Source organism: Erwinia piriflorinigrans CFBP 5888 (assembly GCF_001050515.1).
GTDB lineage: Bacteria > Pseudomonadota > Gammaproteobacteria > Enterobacterales > Enterobacteriaceae > Erwinia > Erwinia piriflorinigrans.
In genome coordinates this window covers 153,501-170,989 of the sequence record NZ_CAHS01000021.1, presented here as the reverse complement: position 1 = coordinate 170,989, position 17,489 = coordinate 153,501, and the positions used below count along the sequence as shown (strand labels likewise).

Below are 17,489 nucleotides of genomic sequence, written 5' to 3'. Positions count from 1 at the left end.
GCTCTAACCTTCGCAGAGTATGATGAAAATTTATGTAATGGTCGCAGGAAAATGTGATGTGGCACGAGGGATTTCGCATCAAATCGTACTGACGTTCAGCTTTATCTCGTTAACCTAATGATTATTCGAAAAATAGCGTTATCCCGTGCTCCGCCTGCACAGGTGCGTTATGCTGATGAAAACACCCTAATATTCAGGAGGTGGATCGTGTTAGAAAAAATTTGCCAGCTGGCGCGTGATGCAGGTGATGCCATTATGCAGGTGTATGACGGACAGGCTCCGCTGGATGTGATGCAAAAATCTGATGATTCCCCGGTAACTGCCGCAGATATCGCGGCGCACGGAGTGATTGTCTCTGGACTACAGGCGTTAACCCCGACAATTCCGGTGCTGTCAGAAGAAGATCCGCAGAGTTGGGAGGTTCGCCAGCGCTGGCAGCAGTACTGGCTGGTAGACCCGCTCGACGGTACGAAAGAGTTTATCAAACGTAACGGGGAATTTACGGTCAACATCGCGCTCATCAACGCGGGTAAGCCGGTGCTGGGCGTGGTCTATGCGCCGGTGCTGGCCGTGATGTATTACGCCGCAGAAGGGAAAGCCTGGAAGGAAGAGGGCGGTCATAAAACCCGCATTCGCGTGCAGGATGCGCGACCGCCGTTGGTCGTGGTCAGTCGTTCACATGCTGACAGCGAACTGGAAGATTACCTCAAGCATCTTGGCGATCATCAAACCACCGCGATTGGCTCTTCATTAAAATTCTGCCTGGTGGCAGAGGGGAAAGCGCAGCTCTATCCGCGCTTTGGACCCACCAATATCTGGGATACCGGTGCTGGCCACGCGGTGGCGATGGCGGCGGGCGCACACGTCAATGACTGGCAGGGAAAACCTCTCGATTATGCGCCGCGTGAGTCATTTCTGAATCCGGGGTTCCGCGTATCGATTTTTTGATCTTGCCATTTTGCGCCGTGACTGGGCTGATCCTCTGTAACGGTTAGCCCACTTCGCTTTTCTCCTCATCCCCTTTTAGTCTTTCCGCTATCTTCGATCGGTCATACGACTGCAATAATAACTGTCCATGATGCTGCCTGTCGCTATGACATCTTTGCAACATGGCGCACAAATCCTTATCTATTGAATGTTTATACTGTGTAATAAAGCTCATGTAACAGAGTCTTCTGTCATGATATGTAAGAACAGTAAAAAAATTCAATTTTTAGAACATCGCAAGCAAATCATGTTCTATAGTCTTTGTACTTTGCGTTTCATCAACTCGTACCGCTATTGGCAACGACGAGACGTAGTTAATATTTCAGGAGTAGCAAGATAATGAAGATCTTCCAGCGATATAATCCATTACAGGTCGCTAAATATGTTAAGACACTGTTTCGGGGGAGGTTCTACATCAAGGACGTTGGCGCGTTTGAATTTGATAAAGGTAAGATTCTGATCCCACGCATTAAAGACAAACAACACTACAGCGTGATGTCAGAAGTGAACCGACAGGTTTTGCGACTACAAACCGAGTTCAACTAAAAAGCAAAAAGGCGCAATCTGCGCCTTTTTTCATGGCTTGCCGCTACCGTCATGCGGACTCTTCGGCATCCTTCGGCAATACGGCTGCGGTTGGTCGCGCATCAATGCGCGTCACCAGAAGCTGATCGATGCGATAGCTGTCAATATCCACTACTTCGAACTTGTAGCCGTGCAGTTTAACGAAGTCAGTACGTTTCGGGATTTTGCGCAGCATAAACATCATAAAGCCGCCAATGGTCTCGTAGTTACCTGACTGCGGAAATTCGTCAATATGTAGCACACGCATCACATCCTCGATCGGCGTACCGCCTTCGACCAGCCATGAGTTCTCATCACGCGCAACAATTTGCTCTTCCAGCCCCTGACCAACCAAATCGCCCATTAGCGTGGTCATCACATCGTTGAGCGTGATAATACCCACCACCAGCGCATATTCATTCATGATGACGGCAAAGTCTTCTCCGGCGGTTTTAAAACTCTCCAGGGCTTCAGACAAGGTCAGGGTATCGGGTACGATAAGCGCCGAGCGGATCTGCACACCGCTGTTCAACGCCATACTCTGGTTGCCTAAGACACGCAGCAGCAGCTCTTTTGAGTCCACATAGCCGACGATGTGGTCAATATCTTCATTGCAGACGAGAAACTTTGAATGTGGATGGCGCGCAATCTTCTCTTTAAGACTGCTTTCATCCTCGTGCAGGTCAAACCACACCACGTTTTCGCGCGAGGTCATGGAGGAAGGCACGGTGCGCGACTCCAGCTCGAACACGTTTTCAATCAGTTCATGCTCCTGCTTGCGCAGCACGCCAGCCAGTGCGCCCGCTTCCACCACCGCATAGATATCATCAGAGGTAATATCGTCTTTGCGCACCAGCGGGATTTTAAACAGACGGAAAATGATATTGGCTCCGCCGTTAAAGAACCACACCAGCGGACGGAAGATAAACAGGCAAAAACGCATCGGATTGATGATTTTCAGCGCCACGCTTTCAGGGGCAATCATCCCGAGGCGCTTGGGAAACAGGTCGGCGAACAGGATAAACAGGCTGGTCACCAGGGTGAAGGAACAGATAAAGCTGAGACGTTCTGCCATTTCAGCATCAAACATGCGTTCAAACAGCGCTTTAAAAGCGGGAGAAAACGCCGCATCGCCGACGATACCGCCAAGGATCGCAACCGCGTTCAGGCCAATCTGCACCACGGTAAAGAACATGCCGGGAGTTTCCTGCATTTTCAGTACGCGTTGAGCATTAATATTGCCCTCATCGGCCAGCAGCTTGAGTTTAATTTTGCGTGCGGCCGCCAGTGAGATCTCTGAAAGAGAGAAAAATGAGCTAACCGCAATCAGCAGTACGATGACAAGAAAACTGTCTAACATAAAACATCCATATGAAGGCTCGGACTCTGTGGCAATCAGAATGACGATCGCGCTGTCAGAGGGGGCCGGGTTAATCACTTGTCATTTTTGGCCTGGGCAGCGCGCAGAATTCGAATCTGCGGATGTCACATCAGAAAGTTCAGCGATTCAGGGCTATCCGTGCCAAAAATGTCTGCGATTCGGCGCATAGCCGAGCAGAAGGGTATCAGGTCGCGGAGCGGACCGTGCGGAGATTATAGCCGTGGTGACGAGCGCTTACAATTGCGGCAGTGAACAGAGTGTGATTCGGCCGTTTTTGACGGCTCAACTTGTGTGAAGCTGATAGCGCGATACACTGCACTATACTGCCTGTTATCCATGCCGCAGGTGCGCTGATGGCCTGAACCTCGCGTTTAGCGCTTACGCATCATGCTTGTGATGTGGAGTTTATCGCGTGCGTTTGCAATCCAGTGTTGTAACGCGCCGTGACTTTGCACACAATAACAGCAAATCTTTTGCTATGTTCAGCGCCAGCTGGCTAGCCGTACCGAGTCCTCGGCTAAAAAGTCCGTGTGGCATCGGTTTTCGACATTGTTTATCAGGTTAAGCCTATGGGATTAAGGGCTGGCAATAAAAAATGGGAGTTTGCGTGCCACGAATCCATGTGTATTGCATGTCTTGTCTGCTGATCGCCGCCCCTGTTGCGCAGGCGGCGAATGTTCGTTTGCAGGTGACAGGACTGTCCGGTGAGTTGGAAAAAAATGTCAGAGCGCGTTTGTCCACCATCACCGGTGATGAAGTGTCTGCCGATGGTCGCTTTCGTTCTCGCGTCAGCGAGGCGGTTAAAGAGGGGCTAAAGGCACTGGGTTATTACGAGCCAACGATTGATTTCGATCTGCTGCCGCCCCCTGCTGGCGGTAAACGCCCCCTGCTGCTGGCAAAAGTATCCCCGGGAGAACCGGTTAAAATTGCCGGAGAAACGGTGATCCTGCGTGGCGGCGCGCGTACCGATGAAGATTACCGCACGCTGGTAAACGACGGAAAACCCAAGCTGGGAAGCGTGCTCAATCACAACGATTACGACAAATTTAAAAGCTCACTGAGCAATATGGCGTTACGTAAAGGCTACTTCGACGCCGATTATCGTAAAAGCCAGCTGGGCGTGTCCGTCGAGCGGCGCGAGGCATTCTGGGATATCGACTATGACAGCGGCCAGCGCTATCGCTTTGGTGACGTCAGTTTCTCTGGTTCACAAATCCGCCATGAATATCTGAATAACCTGGTGCCTTTCAAAAAAGGCGATAACTACAGTTCGCGCGATCTGGCTGAACTGAATCGCCGCCTGTCGGCAACCGGCTGGTTTAATTCGGTGGTGGTCGTTCCAGAATTTGATAAGGGACGTGCCAGCAAGGTGCTGCCGCTGCACGGCTTCGTTTCGCCGCGCACCGAGAATACTATTGAAACCGGCGTCGGCTACTCAACGGACGTTGGCCCGCGCGTTAAAGCCACGTGGAAAAAGCCCTGGGTCAACGATCGTGGTCACAGTTTCAGTACCAGCGCGAACATTTCTGCGCCGGAACAGCAGCTCGACTTCAGCTACAAGATGCCGATCCTCAAAAGTCCGCTTGAGCAGTATTACCTGTTGCAGGGCGGCTTGAAAAGGACCGACCTCAACGATACCAAATCCGACTCCTCTACTCTTGCCGCATCGCGTTACTGGGACAGTTCCAGTGGCTGGCAGCGCGCCATTAATCTGCGCTGGAGTCTGGATCACTTTACCCAAGGCAAAGTGACCAATACCACCATGCTGATCTACCCTGGGGTCAGTATCAACCGTACCCGCTCGCGCGGCGGGCTGATGCCGACCTGGGGCGATTCACAGCGCTATTCTCTGGATGTCTCAGATACCACCTGGGGATCGGATGTCGACTTCGCGGTTATCCAGGCGCAGAACGTGTGGATCCGCACTCTGGAAGAGAAGCATCGTTTCGTGGCGCGCGCTAATCTCGGCTGGATTGAAACCAATAATTTTGAAAAGGTACCGCCGGATCTGCGATTTTTTGCCGGGGGCGACCGCAGCATTCGCGGCTACAAGTATAAAGGTATCTCACCGCGTGATGAGGATGGCAAATTGACCGGTGCCTCGAAGCTGGCGACCGGCTCGCTTGAGTATCAGTACAACGTCACGGGTAAATGGTGGAGCGCGGTGTTCATTGACTCGGGTGAAGCGGTCAACGACATCAAGCAGAGCAACGTGAAGACCGGTGCCGGTGTTGGCGTGCGCTGGCAGTCGCCGGTGGGGCCAATAAAACTCGATATTGCCCGGGCGATTGGCGATCAAGACAAGCGTGATATTCAGTTCTACATTGGATTGGGGCCTGAACTATGAAGTGGTGGAAAAAGGGCCTGATTGGCATTCTCATTTTTATCCTGTTGCTGCTTGGTGGCGTTGCCTTTTTGCTTGGCACCACCACCGGTCTGCATCTGACGCTGAATTCGGCGGCCCGCTGGGTTCCGGGGTTGGGTATTCAACAGGTGGACGGTGGCTGGCGTAACCTGACTCTTAAAGGCGTCAGCTATGAAATGCCCGGTGTTACGGTGAATGCGGGCGAGTTCCATCTTGCGCTGCGCCTCGGCTGTCTGAAACAGAGCGCGTTCTGCATTAACGATTTATCGTTGAAAGATGTGAATGTGGTGGTGGACAGCAAACAGATGCCACCTGCTGCCGAAGCGCCGGTGGAAGAGGAGAGCAGTACGGGTGAGATCAGCACGCCGTATCCGCTCACCTTGAGCAGGCTGGCGCTGCATAACATTAACGTGAAAATCGACGATACCGCCATTTCACTCGCCGATTTCACCAGCGGCCTGCACTGGCAGGAGCGGGCGTTGACGCTCACCCCAACCCATATTCAGGGGCTGCTGGTTGCGCTGCCGAAAGCGGCAAAAGTCGCCAACGAACAGGTAGCACAGCCGAAGATTGAACAACCGGCAGCGAATGAAGCACCGCTGGGCGAAACGCTCAAGGCGCTGTTTGCCAAACCGCTGCTGCCCGATCTGCCCGAATTTATCCTACCGCTTGATGTTAACGTGCAACAGATCCTCGGCGAGCAGCTGCGTATCACCGGTGACAGCGATATTGCCGTTAATCGCCTGCTGCTCAAGGCCAAAACCGAGCACAATCAGCTCCAGCTGCAAACGCTTGATGTTGATTCTCCCCAGGGGCAGCTCAACGCGCAGGGCGGGGCGACGCTCAGCGGTCGCTGGCCGATGAACTTTACGCTCAACGGCGCGATCAACATCGATCCGCTCAAAGGCGAGAAGATTAAAATGACGCTGGACGGCGGACTGCGGGATACGCTCAAACTGGCGCTCAATATGTCTGGCCCGGTGCGCGCGCAGCTTGATGCCGATAGCCAGCTGGCCGTTGCCGGCCTGCCGCTCAATATGCGCCTGCAAAGCCCACAGCTGCGCTGGCCGCTGGACGGCGCGGCACAGTTCCAGGCCAACAATGTCAACTTCAGTTTTAACGGCAAAGCCACGGATTATGTGATGTCGCTCAAAGCGGCCTTGCTGGGTGAGGGGATCCCGCCAGCCACGTTGACGCTGGATGGCAAAGGCAATGTTGAACAGTTCTCCCTCGACAAGCTGCGTGTGGCGGCATTGCAGGGCAATACTGACTTGACGGCGCTGGTTGACTGGAGCAAAGCGATCAGCTGGCGCAGCGAACTGATCCTGTCCGGTATCAATACCGCGAAACAGTATCCGGAGTGGCCAGCGAAGCTGGAGGGGAAAATCACCACCCGAGGCAGTCTGTACGGCGGCAGCTGGCAGATGCGTGTGCCGGAAATGAAGCTGAAAGGCAACGTGCGTAATAATGCCGTCAGCGCCGACGGTTCTTTATCCGGCAACAGTTACAACCAGTGGGATATCCCCGGCATAAAACTGGTACTGGGGCGCAATAACGTCAATCTGAAAGGTTCTCTGGGCGAGAAGCTGAATCTTGATGCGGATATTGATGCCAGGCATCTCGATAACGCCCTGCCAGGGTTGGGCGGCGTTGCGGTGGGGACGATTCGTGCTCGTGGCGACCTGAAAACGCCGCAGCTGCTGGCGGATTTAACCGCCAACGGTTTGCGCTGGCAGGCGATGCGTATTGGGCGAATCAAGCTGGACGGCGATATTCGCTCTGGCGAGCAGGTGCAGGGTAAAGTCAATCTGCGCGTGGAGCAGTTGAAGCAGGATACGCTGGCGATCAAACTGTTGCAGCTTGACGCCAGCGGCACGGAAAAACAGCACCAGCTGAAACTGAATATGCAGGGGGAGCCGGTTTCCGGCCAGCTGGCGCTTGATGGCTCTTTTGACCGCGCAGCCGGGCGTTGGCAAGGAACGCTGAACAATACTCGCTTCGCCACCCCGGTAGGGGACTGGCGCTTAACCCGTGCCATTGCGCTCGATTATCTTAACGCGAAACAGACGGTGAGCATTGGGCCACACTGCTGGCAGAACCCGAACGCCGAGCTGTGCGTGCCACAGACGGTGGAAGCCGGACCTTCCGGCCATGCTCGCGTGGTGCTTAACCGCTTTGATCTGGCGATGATCAAACCGTTTATGCCTGAAACCACCCAGCTGGCGGGGGTATTTAATGGTGATGCGGATGTCAGCTGGACCGCCAATGGCGCGCTGCCTGTCGGGCGTGTCGCCTTGAAGGGACGCGGGGTTAAGATCGATCAGGATGTTCAGGGCAATAATCTGCCCATCGCTTTTGATACGCTGAACCTCAATGCGGCGTTGAAAAACGGCCGTGCGCAGCTTGACTGGCTGATCCGTATTGCTAACAACGGTCAGCTTGACGGTAACGTACAGATTGCCGATCCGCAGGGGCGACGCACGCTGTCCGGCAATGTCAATATCACCCGTCTGTCGCTGGCGATGCTCAACCCGGCACTGATGCAGGGTGAGAAAATCGCCGGAGAGCTGAATACACGTCTGCGTCTTGGCGGCAACCTGCAAAAGCCTCAGGTCTTTGGTGAGTTGGGGCTGCGCAACGTCGATGTTGACGGCAGTTTTATGCCGGTCGATCTGACCGCTGCCGATCTGACTATGGCCTTTAACGGCATGAGTTCGACTCTGGAAGGGTTGGTTCAGACCTCGCAGGGGCAGATCGCCCTTAATGGTAATGCTGACTGGAGCAAGCTGGATGCATGGCGAGCGCGTATTGCCGCTAAAGGCGACAAGATACGCGTCACCGTGCCACCGATGGTGCGCATGGACGTATCGCCGGATCTGGTGTTTGACGCGACCCCGCAACTGTTTAATCTTGAAGGCCGTGTCGATATTCCGTGGGCGCGCATTACCGTGCAGGAAGTCCCGACCAGTGCCGTCGGGGTTTCTTCTGACGAAGTGCTGCTGGATAAAAACCTCAAGCCGATAGCACCTAAGTCTGCCGCTATTCCAATTAACAGCAATCTGGTTATTCATGTCGGTAACGATGTACGCCTCAGCGCTTTTGGCCTGAAGGCGAAGCTGAATGGCGACCTGAAGATGGTGCAGGACAAACGCGGCCTGGGGCTTAATGGCCAGATTAATATCCCGTCCGGGCGCTTCCATGCTTATGGTCAGGATCTGATCGTGCGTAAGGGCGAGCTGCAATTCTCCGGCCCTGCCGATCAGCCGTACCTGAATATAGAGGCGATCCGTAACCCGGAAGCGACCGAAGACGATGTAACCGCCGGGGTGCGTGTTACCGGGCTGGCGGATGAGCCTAAGGTTGAAATTTTCTCCGATCCGGCGAAGTCTCAGCAGGAAGCGCTCTCCTATCTGCTGCGCGGGCAGGGATTAGGCGCTTCTGGCAGCGATAGCGACGCATTAACCTCCGCCCTGGTAGGATTGGGGCTTGCACAAAGTGGGCAGGTTGTGGGTAAAATCGGCGAGACCTTTGGTGTCAGTAATCTGGCGCTGGACACGACCGGAGTGGGCGACAGCCAGAAGGTGCAGGTCAGCGGCTATGTACTGCCGGGTCTACAGGTAAAATACGGTGTTGGCATTTTTGATTCACTGGCGACATTAACGCTGCGTTATCGCCTGATGCCCAAGCTCTATTTGGAAGCGGTGTCTGGGGTTGATCAGGCACTGGATTTACTTTATCAGTTTGAGTTTTAGTCATGCGAATAATTGTCTATGGCAGCCTGCGGCGTAAACAAGGTAACAGTCACTGGATGACCAACGCGCAGTGGCTGGGCGATCATCAGATCGAGGGCTACGCGCTGTACAGTTTGGGTCATTACCCTGGGGTTGTGATGGGGGATGGGCGGGTGCATTGTGAGGTGTACCGGATTGATGCCTCGACCTTGGGAGAGCTGGATGCGCTCAGAACCAAAGGTGGGGAGTACCGGCGCGAGCTGGTTTCAACCCCTTTTGGCAGCGCATGGCTGTACGTTTATCAGCGAACGGTGAAGGGCAGGGAGCGTATCGAAAGCGGCGACTGGCTGCAAAGAGATATCTCCTCGTCATAACCGTTAAAAAAAACACCGCCTGTATTGTATTCAGGCGGTGTTTTTTTATGTACGGCGTTCGGATAAAACGTGCGTCCTGATGCTGGCACGGTGCGTGTCAGCATCAGGGCAGTACGTTATGACTTATTCCGCTTTCGCAGCACGCTCGAAAGAAGAGACGATTTCAGCTTTGGCCGCTGCAACGCCTTCCCAGCCGTCAACTTTAACCCACTTGCCTTTTTCCAGCGCTTTATACTGCTCGAAGAAGTGGCTGATCTGGCCGCGCAACAGTTCTGGAAGATCGTTCACATCCTGGATGTGCTCATACTCTTTGCTCAGTTTGCTGTGCGGAACGGCAACCACTTTAGCATCTTCGCCTGACTCATCGGTCATTTTCAGTACGCCAACCGGGCGGCAGCGGATCACAGAACCCGGCTGTAGCGGATAAGGCGTTGGCACCAGCACGTCAACCGGGTCACCATCCAGCGAGAGTGTATTGTTGATGTAACCGTAGTTGCACGGGTAGAACATCGCGGTAGCCATAAAGCGATCTACGAACAGAGCACCAGACTCTTTATCAACTTCATATTTGATCGGCGCTGCGTTCGCAGGGATCTCAATGACGACATAGATGTCATCTGGCAGGTCTTTGCCAGCAGGTACGTGGTTAAGGCTCATGGTAAATTCCTTCAATCATCTTAGGTTGAGTGCCCGGTATTATAGCCATCTCATCGTCAAAGTACTCCCCTTTTTCAGGCTTTAAGAATGCTCCGGCGCAGTGGCGAAATTGCTGTAAAGAGAGGGGCAAAATTTGCGTTAATCAATGAGGCTAATCTTTTTTTTTATTTATTTTTGCATACGATTTTCCCCACCGCATCAGCGCCGTTGGGTGTGGCTCCCTCGCTGGCTAAAAGACTCATTCTGCTGTGTGTTGGCATCAAGGCTGGTTAACCAATGCGCGCTGATAAACGAATGCAATAATCTATTTTAGGTAAAGTTACGCGTAGTGACTGCCGATAACTTGGTCGATTTTAAATACTGGGAATTTATAGACTCAACACCATCGGGAAAAGACCATGCTAAAAAGAATCTCAATACGTTCGGGCCTATTGGCCCTACTCGGCCTGATGACGCTGCTGCTACTGGTAGTCAGCGTAATGGGAATTACCGCCATACAGAAGGGGAATCGTTCACTGGATGCCGTCAACCGCATTCAGGGCATTGAGTTAAATGCGCTCTATATCAGCAACGGCAGTTTGCTGCGCGCCCGTTCCGTTGCGGCACTGTCGATGCGTCAGTTAGATATTGGTCAGCCCGATAAGGCGGCCAAAGCGGCCGATCGTGCGCTCAGCTATGTGGTAACTTCAGAAGACGAACTGAAAAAATTCATCGAAGCTGGAACCGTGACGGAGCACGGCCGTATTCTGGCGGAGAAGGTTGTCGCAACCTTCCGGGATTACGTGGCTAACGGTATTACTCCGCTGATGACCGCAATGCAAAAGCAGAACGCCAATGACTATTATCAGATCCTCGAGGGCAACCTTTCCCCTCTGGCGGGTAAGTACAGTGATGCAGTTGACGACTTTGGTCAGTATGCAAACGAAGTGACGGCATCGCGTCTGGAGCAGGCGGATTATAATCAGTCGATGATGACCATTCTGATTCTGGTGAGCGGCGCACTGACGTTGCTACTGGTGGCACTGGCCTGGATGATCTTACGCGAACTGTTGCTGAAGCCGCTGGACAACGCGATTAAACATCTTGAATACATCGCAGAGGGCGATCTGACCCAGCAGGTACCGGAAAGCGGTAAAAATGAAATAGGCCGCCTGAATGCTGCGCTCGGTAGCATGCAGCAGTCTCTTCAACGTTCGGTCGGTCAGGTGCGTGATGCCAGTATGCAGATTGATATCGGTAGCCGTGAGCTGACATCGGGCAACCTGAATCTCTCGCAACGCACCGAAGAGTCGGCGGCATCGCTGGAGCAGACGGCGGCGAGCATGGAACAGCTGACGGCCACGGTGAAGCAGAACGCGGATAATGCACAGCAGGCACATTTACTGGCGCAGTCTGTTTCAGATACCGCCGAACGCGGTGCGGAAGTGGTCAATTATGTGATGGGGAAAATGTCAGAGATCTCCAACAGTTCGAAACGCGTTGGCGATATTCTTGGCGTGATTGACGGCATTGCGTTCCAGACCAATATTCTGGCGCTGAATGCTTCTGTCGAAGCGGCACGTGCCGGGGAGCAGGGACGCGGTTTCGCCGTGGTTGCCAGCGAAGTGCGTAATCTTGCCCAGCGTAGCGCCACGGCAGCGAAAGAGATCCGCACGCTGATTGCCGAGTCGCAAACCCGCGTCAACGAGGGTTCCGATATGGCAACCAAAGCAGGTGAAACGATGGATGAGATCTCAACCGAAGTGATGCGCGTGACGACGTTGATGAAGGAGATTTCCAGCGCATCCCAGGAGCAAAGTCACGGTATTGAACAGGTGAATGTGGCTATCACACAAATGGATGAAGTGGCGCAGCAGAACGCCGCATTGGTTGAAGAGGCTGCCGCAGCCACGCAGTCGCTTGAGGAGCAATCCCATCAGCTAATGCAGAATATGGCGGTATTTAAGATTACGCAAGGGGCCTGATATTCCCCTCACTTCTGGGCAGACTTTGGTGTCTGCCCGGTTTCTATCAGAGAGACTCTTTTCTTAACGGTCAGCCCTGTACAGGTGTCTGGTACTTAGTTATCCGGATACTCACGCAGGAAACGTTCGGTATCATTCACCATATGCTCGTTGCCGACGAAGAACGGTGAGCGCTGATGCAGCGTTTCCGGTACCAGATCGAGAATACGATTTTTTCCGTCAGAGGCTTTACCACCGGCCTGCTCGGCAAGGAAAGCCATCGGATTACACTCATACAGCAGACGCAGCTTACCTTTCGGGTGGCTTGCTGTACTCGGATAGAGATAGATGCCGCCTGTGAGCAGATTACGATGGAAGTCTGCCACCAGTGAGCCAATATAGCGTGAGGTATAGGGACGGCGGGTTGCTTTATCCTCTTCCTGGCAGAATTTAAGGTATTTTTTCACCCCCTGCGGGAAGCGAATATAGTTACCTTCGTTAATGGAGTAAGTGTAACCGACTGCCGGGAAAGTCATACGCTCCGCGCTCAGGCAAAACACCCCCAGCGACGGGTCATAGGTAAAGGCATGTACGCCATAACCGGTGGTATAAACCAACATGGTTGACGATCCGTAAACCACGTAACCCGCTGCGACCTGCTGACTGCCAGGCTGTAGGAAGTCCTCTTCGGTGACTGGCGTACCCGCCGGGGTAATACGGCGGTAAATCGAGAAGATGGTGCCCACTGATACGTTAACATCAATGTTAGAAGAGCCGTCGAGAGGGTCCATCAGCACGACATATTTGCCGTTTTCCACACCTTCGAAAATAACAATTTCATCTTCTTCTTCAGAGGCAATACCGGCGACGATACCGCGTGCCTTCAATGCGGCTTTCAGTTTTTCATTGGCATACAGGTCAAGTTTCATCTGCTGCTCGCCCTGAATATTTTCAGCGCCGCTTGCCCCGAGAATGTCGACCAAGCCGGCTTTATTAATATCCCGGTGAATGATCTTCGCACCCAGTTTGATGGCGGAGATTAACGCCGTCAGTTCACCGGTTGCGTGCGGAAAGTCGTGTTGCTTTTCGACGATAAATTCGCCTAATGTTTTCATAACACAATTCCTGAATCTGCGATTGAGTAGCAGCTTGATTCACAAACTGCCAATGTATGCATATGCGATTGCAGTTTAGCTGATTGAATAATAAAGAACATAGGGCAAATCCGTTTATTCCGTACGATGGGGGCGGTACACTAGGGCAGAACTTTCACCAAACGGACCTTTTATGCGTATCCATATCCTTGGTATCTGTGGCACTTTCATGGGCGGTTTGGCGATGTTGGCTCGCGCACTCGGCCATGAAGTCACCGGCTCTGATGCTAACGTCTATCCGCCAATGAGCACGCTGTTGGAAAAGCAGGGCATTGATTTAATACAGGGTTATGAAGCCTCACAGCTCGATCCTGCACCGGATCTGGTGATTATCGGTAATGCCATGACCCGTGGCAATCCCTGTGTGGAAGCGGTACTGGAACGGAATATCCCTTATCTTTCCGGCCCACAATGGCTACATGATTTCGTGTTGCGTGACCGCTGGGTGATCGCGGTGGCCGGAACCCACGGCAAAACCACCACGGCGGGCATGGCGGCATGGATTTTACAAGCCTGCGGCTATGAACCGGGTTTTGTCATCGGCGGTGTTCCGGGAAACTTCGAGGTGTCGGCTAATTTAGGAAAAAGCCCGTTTTTTGTTATTGAAGCTGATGAGTACGACTGTGCGTTTTTCGACAAACGCGCCAAGTTTGTACATTACTGCCCGCGTACCCTGATCCTGAATAACCTTGAATTCGATCATGCGGATATCTACGACGATTTACGCGCCATTCAGAAACAGTTCCATCACCTGGTGCGTATCGTGCCGGGGCAGGGAAAAATTGTCCTGCCTGAAAATGATGCAAATCTGAAGCAGGTGATGTCGATGGGCTGCTGGAGCGAACAGGAAGCGGTGGGGGAAAACGGCTGCTGGCAGGTGAAAAAACTGTCGCCAGACGCGGCGCACTGGGAAGTGTGGCTTGATGGCGAACGCGTGGCGGAGGTGAACTGGTCACTGGTTGGCGAGCACAACATGCGTAACGGGATGATGGCGATTGCTGCTGCCCGTCACGTGGGGGTGAAGCCGGAAGATGCCGGTCGCGCGTTGAACGATTTTATCAATGCCCGTCGTCGTCTGGAGCTGCGTGGCGAAAGTAACGGTATTAAGGTTTACGATGACTTTGCCCATCATCCTACGGCCATTAACGCCACGCTGGCCGCGCTGCGCGGTAAAGTCGGCGGCACGGCACGTATTCTGGCGGTGCTGGAACCACGCTCGAATACCATGAAAATGGGCATCAGTAAGGACGATCTTGCTCCTGCATTAGGGCGTGCAGATGAAGTGTTTCTCTATCAGCCACACCATATTCCGTGGCAGGTTTCAGAAGTGGCAGACGCCTGCATCCAGCCTGCGCACTGGAGTGCGGATATCGACACCCTGGTCGAGGCGATCGTGAAAACCGCTCATCCGGGAGACACGATTTTGGTAATGAGTAACGGCGGCTTTGGCGGGATTCATCAGAAATTGCTGGATCGGCTGGCATAAAGTGCCTGGCGTGTGGGGAACACCTCTCCGCACGCCATCAGTGCAGCTCCTGCCTTTGCCAGAGGCGAACCCCTTTCAGGTTCGCCCTGCATCGCGGGATCAGGCTTCGGCCAGCTCGCGCAGATACTGGAAGATCTGACGGTAGGCTTTAGGCGGTTTATTATCCGCTTTCTCTTTCTGCGCGTTGCGGATCATTGCACGCAGCTGCTGGCGATCGGCATCCGGATAGAGTGCCAGCACGTCGGCTACCGCATCATCTCCCTGCTCAACCAGGCGATCGCGCATCACCTCAAGCTTGTGGAAAAGCGCGACCTGCTGGTTGTGACGGTTTTTCAGCTTATCCAGTGCGGTGCGGATCGGTTCTTCGTCGCGTGAGCGCAGCATCTTACCAATCAGCTGTAACTGGCGGCGGCGGCCCTCTTTCTTGATCTTCTGCGCCAGTTCAATGGCGCTGCGCAGATCTTCATCCAGTGGGATCCTGTCAAGGGAGTTACTCCCCAGTTCAATCAGCTCTGCCCCAAGGCGTTTAAGTTCTTCGGCATCACGTTTAATTTCACTCTTACTGACCCAGATAATCTCTTCATCTTCTTCATTGTTATCGGGTACTTCATCGAGCCACTCGTCAGGCTGCTTGGTCATGGTCAGGCTCCAAAAAAAGAGGCTAATGTTATCAGGTTACGCTGCTACTGCGAAATTGTTCTCTTAGTCTGTTAGACTCAAAATAACGTAATCACCATAGCGCGATTTTACCGCAGGCTAAGCCGCCGAAAAACCGCCCTTTTTTAATTATATGGTAGGTCAATGAAATTACTCTCCCAAGTTGCAGAACAGCGAAAAATCCTGGAACAGGCGGTAGCGACAGCGCTCAAACTGGCAAGCGTCAGCAGCGACGGGGCGGAGGTGGCGGTCACTAAAACGACCGGTATCAGCGTCAGCACACGCTACGGCGCCGTGGAAAATGTTGAATTCAACAGTGATGGCGCGCTGGGCATTACCGTTTATTACCAGAATCGTAAAGGTAGCGCTTCTTCAACAGACCTCAGTCAGGATGCTATTCAGCGCACCGTGCAGGCCGCGCTGGATATTGCGCGTTATACCTCGCCGGATCCCTATGCCGACGTGGCGGATCCTGAACTGCTGGCGTTTGACACACCGGATCTTGATCTGTTCCATCCGAGCGAGATCGACGCCGATCGCGCTATCGAGCTGGCAGCCCGCGCAGAGCAGGCGGCGTTAAAATCCGATAAGCGTATTACCAATACCGAAGGCGGCAGCTTTAACAGCCACGTCGGCATTAAAGTATTTGGCAACAGCCACGGCATGATCCAGGGCTATTGCTCCAGCCGCCACTCACTCTCCAGCTGCGTTATCGCGGAAGAAAACGGTGATATGGAGCGGGACTACGCTTACACCATTGGCCGGGCGATGGAAGACCTCAAGTCGCCTGAATATGTCGGTGAAGAGTGCGCACGCCGTACGCTGTCGCGCCTGTCTCCGCGTAAACTGTCGACGATGAAAGCGCCGGTGATGTTTGCCGCTGAAGTCGCCACCGGGCTTTTTGGTCATCTTGTTGGGGCGATCAGTGGTGGAAGCGTGTACCGCAAATCCACTTTCCTGCTCGACTCGCTTGGTCAACAGATCTTGCCTGAATGGCTGACTATTGAAGAACATCCACATCTGCTGAAAGGGCTGGCTTCAACGCCGTTCGACAGCGAAGGGGTGCGCACCCAGCGGCGTGACATCGTTAAAGATGGCGTGTTGCAGAACTGGCTACTGACCAGCTACTCGGCGCGTAAGCTGGGCTTGCAGAGCACGGGCCATGCAGGCGGTATTCATAACTGGCGCATTGCCGGGCAGGGACACAGTTTTGATGGCATGCTGAAACAGCTCGGAACCGGGTTACTGGTGACAGAACTGATGGGGCAGGGCGTCAGTGGGATCACCGGCGATTATTCGCGTGGCGCTTCAGGTTTCTGGGTAGAAAATGGCGTTATTCAGTATCCGGTGAGTGAGATCACTATAGCGGGTAACCTGAAAGATATGTGGCGTAATATGGTCTCGGTAGGGAGTGATATTGAAACGCGCAGCAATATTCAGTGCGGATCGGTTCTGTTACCCGAAATGAAGATCGCCGGGCAGTAATTTTCCCCACTTACCTCTATATGCTGAAAAGGCGACGGTGAAAACCGTCTCCTTTTTAACCTTACTGCAATGAGAGCGAAAAGGTTCTCTTTGTTAAACATGCCGATCCCGACAGTTGCAGTAAATGCTTTCTATAAACAGTTCTCCACATCAGCTAAATAACAGAGTTTTTTTAACCACCACCGACGAAAAAAGCGTCATAAAGTTGACTAACAAAGGAGTGGAAGCTCAGTAGTCGTGTCGGTGCTGTCTGGTATAAAATAATTGCTATTGTTATAGACATTTATCATGTTATTTACCGGTTTCTTTCCTTCATCATGTATAGCCCATGCGGGAAGACAAGTCTTGTCACCATATTTTAGTGGTCTGTTAGTCTTGTACTCCCCGGTCTTATTCTGCCTGGCCGACTTCTCCGCAGAATTATTAACCCCACTGATTTTTGACAAAAAAACTGACCAATCGTGGCGTGATGTTAGGGCGCGGATGGTTCACCCATCCGTTATGAAATACAGATAAAATTTTTCCACTTATTATCACTGAATTCTGGATTAAAGTTTGATCTTCGAGAATCCCTACTAACGATTGCTGTGTCTATCAAAAAAACGTCTCGATGCATGCGTCGCCAGGTGCATACCTGTCAGAATAAAGTTTTTTCTAAGAGCATGTTAGTGAAGAGGCTTTTATATAACGGTGCACACTGAGAAA

Annotated in this window: 13 protein-coding genes; 9 read left to right on the top strand and 4 right to left on the bottom strand. The window is 53.0% G+C overall.

Going from position 1 to position 17,489, the window contains the following annotated elements; all coding sequences use genetic code 11:
- The first annotated feature begins 207 nt into the window (after window positions 1–207).
- Entirely contained in the window at window positions 208–948 is a 741-nt protein-coding gene (gene cysQ, locus EPIR_RS15225) for a 3'(2'),5'-bisphosphate nucleotidase CysQ (RefSeq protein ID WP_023656375.1), read from the top strand.
- A gap of 378 nt (window positions 949–1,326) precedes the next feature.
- On the top strand, window positions 1,327–1,533 hold the full coding sequence (locus EPIR_RS15220) for a DUF1107 domain-containing protein (RefSeq protein WP_012442644.1): 207 nt from the start codon (window positions 1,327–1,329) through the stop codon (window positions 1,531–1,533).
- A 49-nt stretch (window positions 1,534–1,582) separates the two neighbouring features.
- Here the strand turns inward: EPIR_RS15220 and paeA are convergent, their stop codons facing one another.
- The gene (paeA, locus tag EPIR_RS15215) at window positions 1,583–2,911 is read right to left on the bottom strand and encodes a polyamine export protein PaeA (protein WP_023656374.1); all 1,329 of its coding nucleotides are present in this window, start codon (window positions 2,909–2,911) and stop codon (window positions 1,583–1,585) included.
- 628 nt (window positions 2,912–3,539) lie between these two features.
- Between paeA and tamA the strand changes: the two genes are divergently transcribed.
- Genes tamA through EPIR_RS15200 form a run of 3 tightly spaced genes read left to right on the top strand, consistent with a single transcriptional unit; the run spans window position 3,540 to window position 9,402 of the window.
- Entirely contained in the window at window positions 3,540–5,279 is a 1,740-nt protein-coding gene (gene tamA, locus EPIR_RS15210) for an autotransporter assembly complex protein TamA (RefSeq protein ID WP_023656373.1), read from the top strand.
- Window positions 5,276–9,049 carry an autotransporter assembly complex protein TamB gene (gene tamB, locus EPIR_RS15205; protein WP_023656372.1) on the top strand — a complete coding sequence of 1,258 codons (3,774 nt, stop codon included), beginning with the start codon at window positions 5,276–5,278 and terminating at the stop codon, window positions 9,047–9,049. The genes tamA and tamB overlap by 4 nt, the downstream gene beginning before the upstream one ends.
- 2 nt (window positions 9,050–9,051) lie before the next feature.
- Window positions 9,052–9,402, top strand: a complete 351-nt coding sequence (locus EPIR_RS15200) for a gamma-glutamylcyclotransferase family protein (RefSeq protein ID WP_023656371.1) — start codon at window positions 9,052–9,054, stop codon at window positions 9,400–9,402.
- A 123-nt stretch (window positions 9,403–9,525) separates the two neighbouring features.
- Here the strand turns inward: EPIR_RS15200 and ppa are convergent, their stop codons facing one another.
- On the bottom strand, window positions 9,526–10,059 hold the full coding sequence (ppa, locus tag EPIR_RS15195) for an inorganic diphosphatase (protein WP_023656370.1): 534 nt from the start codon (window positions 10,057–10,059) through the stop codon (window positions 9,526–9,528).
- Window positions 10,060–10,146: 87 nt separating this feature from the next.
- On the opposite strand from ppa, the gene EPIR_RS18940 reads away from it, so the two are divergent.
- Together EPIR_RS18940 and EPIR_RS15185 are read left to right on the top strand one after the other, a co-directional pair.
- Window positions 10,147–10,332 (top strand): hypothetical protein, encoded by a 186-nt coding sequence (locus EPIR_RS18940; RefSeq protein WP_023656368.1) that lies wholly within the window; start codon window positions 10,147–10,149, stop codon window positions 10,330–10,332.
- A gap of 125 nt (window positions 10,333–10,457) precedes the next feature.
- Window positions 10,458–12,023, top strand: a complete 1,566-nt coding sequence (locus EPIR_RS15185) for a methyl-accepting chemotaxis protein (protein WP_023656367.1) — start codon at window positions 10,458–10,460, stop codon at window positions 12,021–12,023.
- Window positions 12,024–12,118: 95 nt separating this feature from the next.
- Here EPIR_RS15185 and fbp read toward each other — a convergent pair whose 3' ends face one another.
- Window positions 12,119–13,117, bottom strand: a complete 999-nt coding sequence (fbp, locus tag EPIR_RS15180; RefSeq protein WP_023656366.1) for a class 1 fructose-bisphosphatase — start codon at window positions 13,115–13,117, stop codon at window positions 12,119–12,121.
- Between the two features lie 172 nt (window positions 13,118–13,289).
- Here fbp and mpl point away from each other — a divergent pair, with 172 nt between their 5' ends.
- The gene (gene mpl, locus EPIR_RS15175; protein WP_023656365.1) at window positions 13,290–14,642 is read left to right on the top strand and encodes a UDP-N-acetylmuramate:L-alanyl-gamma-D-glutamyl-meso-diaminopimelate ligase; all 1,353 of its coding nucleotides are present in this window, start codon (window positions 13,290–13,292) and stop codon (window positions 14,640–14,642) included.
- Between the two features lie 99 nt (window positions 14,643–14,741).
- Here the strand turns inward: mpl and yjgA are convergent, their stop codons facing one another.
- A complete protein-coding gene (gene yjgA, locus EPIR_RS15170) occupies window positions 14,742–15,281 on the bottom strand; it encodes a ribosome biogenesis factor YjgA (RefSeq protein WP_023656364.1) in 540 nt (179 codons plus the stop codon).
- Window positions 15,282–15,443: 162 nt separating this feature from the next.
- On the opposite strand from yjgA, the gene pmbA reads away from it, so the two are divergent.
- Window positions 15,444–16,784 carry a metalloprotease PmbA gene (gene pmbA, locus EPIR_RS15165; protein WP_023656363.1) on the top strand — a complete coding sequence of 447 codons (1,341 nt, stop codon included), beginning with the start codon at window positions 15,444–15,446 and terminating at the stop codon, window positions 16,782–16,784.
- Window positions 16,785–17,489: the final 705 nt, after the last annotated feature.